Below are 5,746 nucleotides of genomic sequence, written 5' to 3'. Positions count from 1 at the left end.
CATGCCGGGCGGCATGCCCAGCTCCCGGGCGAGATCGGCCGGCCGGCCGCCCCGCGCCGACGAGAGCTTGCCGATGGCCCGTACGCCCTGCGCGAGCGCGCTGGTGATCAGGACGGGGGCGACCCCCGTCGACAGGGACCAGCGCAGCGCCTCCAGGGCCTCCGCCGCCCGCCCCTCGACCGCCCGGTCGGCGACCGTGAAGCTCGACGCCTCCGCGCGCCCCGTGTAGTAGCGCCCCACGACGGCCTCGTCGATCGTGCCCTCGATGTCCGCGACGAGCTGCGACACCGCGCTGGCCAGCTCCCGCAGATCGCTGCCGATGGAGTCGACCAGCGCCTGGCACGCCTCGGGGGTGGCGGAGCGGCCGAGTGTCCGGAACTCGCCCCGCACGAAGGAGAGGCGCTCGGCCGGCTTGGTGGTCTTCGGACACGCGACCTCCCGCGCCCCGGCCTTGCGCGCCGCGTCGAGCAGCCCCTTGCCCTTCGCGCCGCCCGCGTGGAGCAGAATGAGGGTGATCTCCTCGACCGGGTCGTCGAGGTACTTCTTGACGTCCTTGATCGTGTCGGCGGAGAGATCCTGTGCGTTGCGCACGATCACCACCTTGCGCTCGGCGAAGAGCGAAGGGCTCGTCAGCTCGGCGAGTGTGCCCGGCTGGAGCTGGTCGGAGGCGAGGTCCCGGACATCCGTGTCGGCGTCGGAGGCGCGGGCCGCCGCCACCACCTGCTGCACGGCGCGGTCCAGGAGCAGGTCCTCCTGCCCCACGGCGAGCGTGAGGGGAGCGAGCGGGTCGTCGGTGGAATTCCTTCTGGTGGCCATCGCCGTCCAGCATCCCACGGGCCACTGACAGCCCGGCTGCGACCGGGGCACTTCGGGGGCGCTCCGGCACGTACCCGAGAATGGGCGGGTGAGCGATGTGAGACATGTACTGGTGCTGCCCGACCGTGACGCCGCGGAGGAGGCGGCAGGAGAGCTGGCCGACCGGTTCGGGGTCGCGGAGGAGCCGCAGCTCGTACGCGACGCGCTGGCCGGCGAGGACGACGCCGAGGACGCCCAGTGGCTGCTGGTCGTGGAGGATCCCGACCGGCGCCTGGACTCCGCGGCACTCGATGCGTTCGCCGCGGAGTACGAGGGCTGGCTGGAGGCCCCGTAGAGGGCGCCCCGCACCGGCCCGTCAGCTCTTCGGAACGATCTGGATGTCCATGTCGATCGAGATGCTGGAGCCGACCGCGGCGATGCCACGGGCCAGCATCGTCTGCCAGGTGAGGGTGAAGTCCTCACGGTGCAGCTCGGTGGTGGCGCGGCAGGCGGCGCGGGTCTCGCCCTCCAGGCCGTTGCCGAGGCCGAGGTACTGGGTGTCCAGCGTCACCGTGCGGCTCACTCCGTGCAGGGTGAGCGCACCGCTGACGCCCCAGCGGGTGCCGCCGCGGTGGACGAAGCGCTCGCTGTAGAACTCCAGCGTCGGATAGCGGCCGACGTCGAGGAAGTCACCCGAGCGCAGGTGGTCGTCACGCATCTGGACGTTCGTGTCGATCGACGCGGCATCGATGATCACGTGCATGGCCGAGTTCTCCATGCGGTCGGCGATCCGGACCGCACCGGCGAACGTGTTGAACCGGCCGTGGATGCGGGCCATCCCGATGTGCCTGGCCGTGAACCCGATCTGCGAGTGCATCGGCTCGATCTCCCACTCGCCCGGGTCGGGCAGTTGCGGAGGAGCGGAGACCTGCAGGGTGACATCGCCCAGGCCTGCGTGAGCGCCCTCGGTGACCGCGGCCGAACCGTGGAACGGGGTGAACCCCTCCGCCGTGACAGCCAGTCGGTACTCCCCCGCCGGCACCGTGGCGAGGACATTGCCGAAGGGGTCCGTCTCCCCGCCCACGACCTTGCGTCCCGCGGCGTCCGTGACGACGAACTCGGCCTGCTGCACCGCCTCGTTGACCGGGTCGAGCACCCGGCAGCTGAGGACACCCGCGGAGTCCGGTACGGCAAGTCCGGCGAGGGCGTTGCCGCGTACGGCACCCGTCGCTCCCTTGTTTCCGAGCCAACGGCCGAACATCTCCACGCACTCCCGGGGGCGGTTTCACCTCGGGCCGGAGGACTGGACGTCGTTGTCGGAACAGCGGCCCGCCGACGATCATGCATTCGATCACCATTGTGGCGTTCGAGGCAAACAGAGCGGCTCGCAAGGGCTTGGGTGGAGGTGTTACCGAAGGTCCGAATTGATTGTTCCGTTTGTGTGTGTCACCCATTCGACGCAGAAACGCCCACTCCTCCCTCGGGAGGAAGCCGGTCGAGGCGAACTCCGAAGTGCTCGCGGTAGGCGGCGAGAACCTCCTCGTCGCTCCCCAGCGGCGTCTCGTGGCGCTCCGTCCCCACCGTCGTGAGGAGCTTGTGGCCCTTGAGCGTGATCCGCCCGGTGGCGGTGAAGCGCGAGCAGACCGGCGACCGGGTGAAGCCGGATTCGGGTGAGGTCCGGTGGTACCAGGCTCCGGCCCGGAAGTCGGCAAGCGCCCGGGGCCGCAGGTCCAGACGGAACCCGGGCGCCCCGTCCCGCAGCAGGTCGAGGTCCCCGTATGCGCAGGGCGTCCCGTCGACGCCGCCCTCGACAGGAGCCCGGGCGATCCGGAAGGTGCCGCGCGGGTCGCGCTGGTCCGCGCGGTCACCGAGCGCGAGCGGTCTCTCGGCATGGTCACCGAAGCCGACATCGGCGAGCCACGGCCCCGTACCGTCGTCCGTCTCCACCCGCAGCGCCATGTGGTCGTACGGAATGCCGAGCCGCCCCGCCTCACCGTAGACCCGCGCCTGGAGCAGCGTGACGCGGAAGCCGAGGGACCGCAGCAACACGGCGAACGCGCCGTTGAGTTCGTAGCAGAACCCGCCGCGGCGGTCCGCCACGATCTTGTCGAGGAGCAGCTTCTCCTCCAGCACGATGTCCTCGCCGAGGTGGATCGAAAGGTTCTCGAAGGGCACGGTGGTGAGGTGGCGCAGTTGCAGCTCGCGCAGCGCCGCCGCGTCGGGCCGGGCGGGCCTGGCGGCGCCGATGCGCTCCAGGTAGGCGTCGGTGGTCTGCGGCAGTCGTGGGTCCATGAGGGCAGTCTGTCCCGGCGGACGGCACCGTGTCCTGCCCCTGTGATCAACGCACCTGGGCCGTGGTCGGCACGAGACGGCGCGGGCGCTCACCGACCTTGCGGACACCGGGGCCGGCGGCGGAGGCGCGGTGTCATGACCGGCCCACCGCCCGCAGCCCCGCCCCGGCGCCCGTCACCGCGATCGCGCCGTCCCTGTCCGTGCGGAGCACCACCGCTCCCCCGGACCTGAGCGCCTCGACCGTCCGCGCGGCAGGATGCCCGTACGGGTTGTCCCGCCCCACGCTCACCAGCGCGAACCTCGGACGCGTGCTGCGCACCAGGGCCGCGTCCTGATGCGCGGAACCGTGGTGGGCGACCTTGAGGACGTCCACCCTCGGCAGTGTCGGATGGCTGCGCAACAATCCCTGCTGAGCCGGAGGTTCGAGGTCGCCGAGGAGCAGCAACGTGAGCCCGCCGGTCCGTACGAGCAGGGTGACGCTCGCATCGTTCGGCTCCTGGGGTGCGGGACCGGCGACAGGACCCGTCGCGGTCGTCGCGCCGCCGGGCGGCCACAGCACCTGCCACACGAGCGCGCCGGTCCTGCGCCGCTCACCGGGGACGGTGCGCACCAGGGGGACGCCGGCCGCGGCGGCGGTTCTCCTGACGAACGCGGCCTGCTCCGGGGGTTCGTCCAGGCTCGTCGTCTGGATCGCCCCCACCGCTCTGCCCCGCAGCACCCCGGTCAGGCCACGCACGTGGTCGGCGTGGAAGTGGGTGAGCAGCAGCAACGGGACGCGGGTGATGTCCAGGTCGCGCAGGCACCGGTCGACCAGCCGGGGATCGGGTCCGGCGTCGACGACCACGCCGGCCCCGGGTCCCGCCGCGAGCACCAGGGCGTCCCCCTGGCCGACATCGCACATCGCGAACGTCCAGCCCGGCGGCGGCCATCCCGTCAGCACCCTGGTCAGCGGCACCGGGCGGAGCACCGCGAGAACGAGCAGCAGCGCGGCGGCCGAACAGATCCAGGGGCGGCGTCCGACGCGCCGGGCGAACAGCACCAGCAGCACCGTCAGCGCCGCCAGCAGCAGCGCCCCCGGGCGGCCGTCGGGCCAGTCGACCTCCGCCCCGGGGAGCCCGGCCCCGGCACGGGCCACGGCCGCGATCCACCCCGCCGGCCATCCCGCGACCCGGGCGAGCGGTTCGGCCACCGGCATGGCCACCGGGGCCAGGGCCAGCACGGCGAACCCGAGCACCGTGGCGGGCGCCACCGCGAACTCGGCCAGCAGATTGCACGGGATGCCCACCAGACTGACGCGCGAGGCGAGCAGCACCACGACGGGCGAGCACACCGCTTGCGCCGCGGCAGCGGCCGCCAGCGCCTCCGCCAACCGCGGTGGCACCCGCCGCCGTTGCAGTGCTTCGCTCCACCGAGGGGCCAGGGTGAGGAGGGCTCCGGTGGCCAGCACCGACAGGACGAAGCCGTAACTGCGCGCCAGCCACGGGTCGTAGAGCACCAGCAGCAGGACGGCGGCGGCCAGCGCCGGAATCAGTGTTCTGCGCCGCCCGGTGCCGATGGCCAGCAGCGTGATCAGACCGCAGGCCGCGGCCCGCAGCACGCTCGGCTCCGGTCGGCAGACAAGAACGAAGGCGAGGGTGAGCCCGCCGCCGAGCAGAGCGGTGCCGCGCAGGGAGATCCCCAGCACGGGTGCCAGACCGCGCCGTTCGACACGCAGGGCACGCCCGGGCGGACCGATGAGCAGCACGAGCAGGATCGCCAGATTGGCACCCGACACCGCCATGAGGTGAGTGAGGTCGGTCGCCCGGAAGGCCTCGTGCAGTTCCGGTGTGACCCGTGTGGTGTCGCCGACCACCAGTCCGGGCAGAAGCGCGCGCGCATCGGGGCCGAGGCCGTCCGTCGCCGTGCGCAGGCCGGCGCGCAGCCCGCCCGCGGTGCGCTGGAGCCGGGTGGGCGGGCCGATGACGCGGGGCAGGCCCTTTCCCTCGGCGCGCAGCACGGCGGTGGCACGCTCCCCGCCGCGCAGGGGCGGCGCCAGCCTGCCGCTGACGCGCAGCCGGGTGGACGGAAGCAGTCGCTGCCACTGCGCCGCCGCCGTCCCTGGCGTGACGATGACCAGGACTGGCGTACGCAGCCTGACGGCCGCTCCGCCGGGCCCTGTCAGCCGGACGATCTCGGCGTCCAGGAGCAGGGAATCGGGGGTGCTGTGGTCGCCACGCACCCGGGGGGCCGTTCGGCGGGCGTCGGAGGTCAGGATGATCTCCGCGTCGATGCCGGCGAACTGCACGGCCAGCCCGGGCACGGGCCCTTGTCGCGCATCGGCCCTGTGCAGCCCTGCCGAGGCCGCCCCGGCCGCCGCGCACAGCAGCGCCGCCGCGGCAGCCGTGGTGTGCAGCCTGGTGGGCGACCGCCATCGGCTCCCCGCGCCGCTCCCCTCGTGGCCCGTCCCTGACGGGTGTGCCGTGCGGAGGGGCCGTAAGCCGGGCAGGGCGAGGAGGACCATGGCCGCGCCGAGACAGAGCCCCACTCCCACGGTCGTCCAGCGGCCGGGAACATCCAGGGCCGCCGCGGCACCGGCCCAGGCCGCCAGAGCCGGCGGAAGCAGCCGCAGATCGACGGGGCCCTCCTGCCGGGGGTCGGCAGCCCCCAGCCGGCTGGGGGC

Annotated in this window: 5 protein-coding genes; 1 reads left to right on the top strand and 4 read right to left on the bottom strand. The window is 73.2% G+C overall.

Translation table 11 applies throughout. From position 1 onward, the window contains the following. The coding region (holA, locus tag JGS39_RS35715) for a DNA polymerase III subunit delta (protein ID WP_219573920.1) at positions 1-816 on the bottom strand (816 nt) is incomplete at its 3' end. A gap of 88 nt (positions 817-904) precedes the next feature. Here holA and JGS39_RS35710 point away from each other — a divergent pair. Then, positions 905-1,150 carry a hypothetical protein gene (locus JGS39_RS35710; RefSeq protein WP_219573919.1) on the top strand — a complete coding sequence of 82 codons (246 nt, stop codon included), beginning with the start codon at positions 905-907 and terminating at the stop codon, positions 1,148-1,150. A gap of 21 nt (positions 1,151-1,171) precedes the next feature. Here JGS39_RS35710 and JGS39_RS35705 read toward each other — a convergent pair whose 3' ends face one another. From JGS39_RS35705 to JGS39_RS35695, 3 genes are all read right to left on the bottom strand, one after another. After that, positions 1,172-2,056, bottom strand: coding sequence for a YceI family protein (locus JGS39_RS35705; protein ID WP_219573918.1), 885 nt, complete (start codon positions 2,054-2,056; stop codon positions 1,172-1,174). Between the two features lie 185 nt (positions 2,057-2,241). Beyond that, the gene (locus tag JGS39_RS35700; protein ID WP_219573917.1) at positions 2,242-3,087 is read right to left on the bottom strand and encodes an arylamine N-acetyltransferase family protein; all 846 of its coding nucleotides are present in this window, start codon (positions 3,085-3,087) and stop codon (positions 2,242-2,244) included. Between the two features lie 133 nt (positions 3,088-3,220). Beyond that, the gene (locus JGS39_RS35695) at positions 3,221-5,734 is read right to left on the bottom strand and encodes a ComEC/Rec2 family competence protein (protein WP_236065886.1); all 2,514 of its coding nucleotides are present in this window, start codon (positions 5,732-5,734) and stop codon (positions 3,221-3,223) included. Positions 5,735-5,746: the final 12 nt, after the last annotated feature.

The sequence above is a fragment of the Streptomyces poriferorum genome (assembly GCF_019399235.1).
In the GTDB taxonomy this organism is placed as follows: domain Bacteria; phylum Actinomycetota; class Actinomycetes; order Streptomycetales; family Streptomycetaceae; genus Streptomyces; species Streptomyces poriferorum.
Note: the sequence above shows the minus strand (reverse complement) of the source record. Positions and strands in the feature narration are given on the sequence as shown.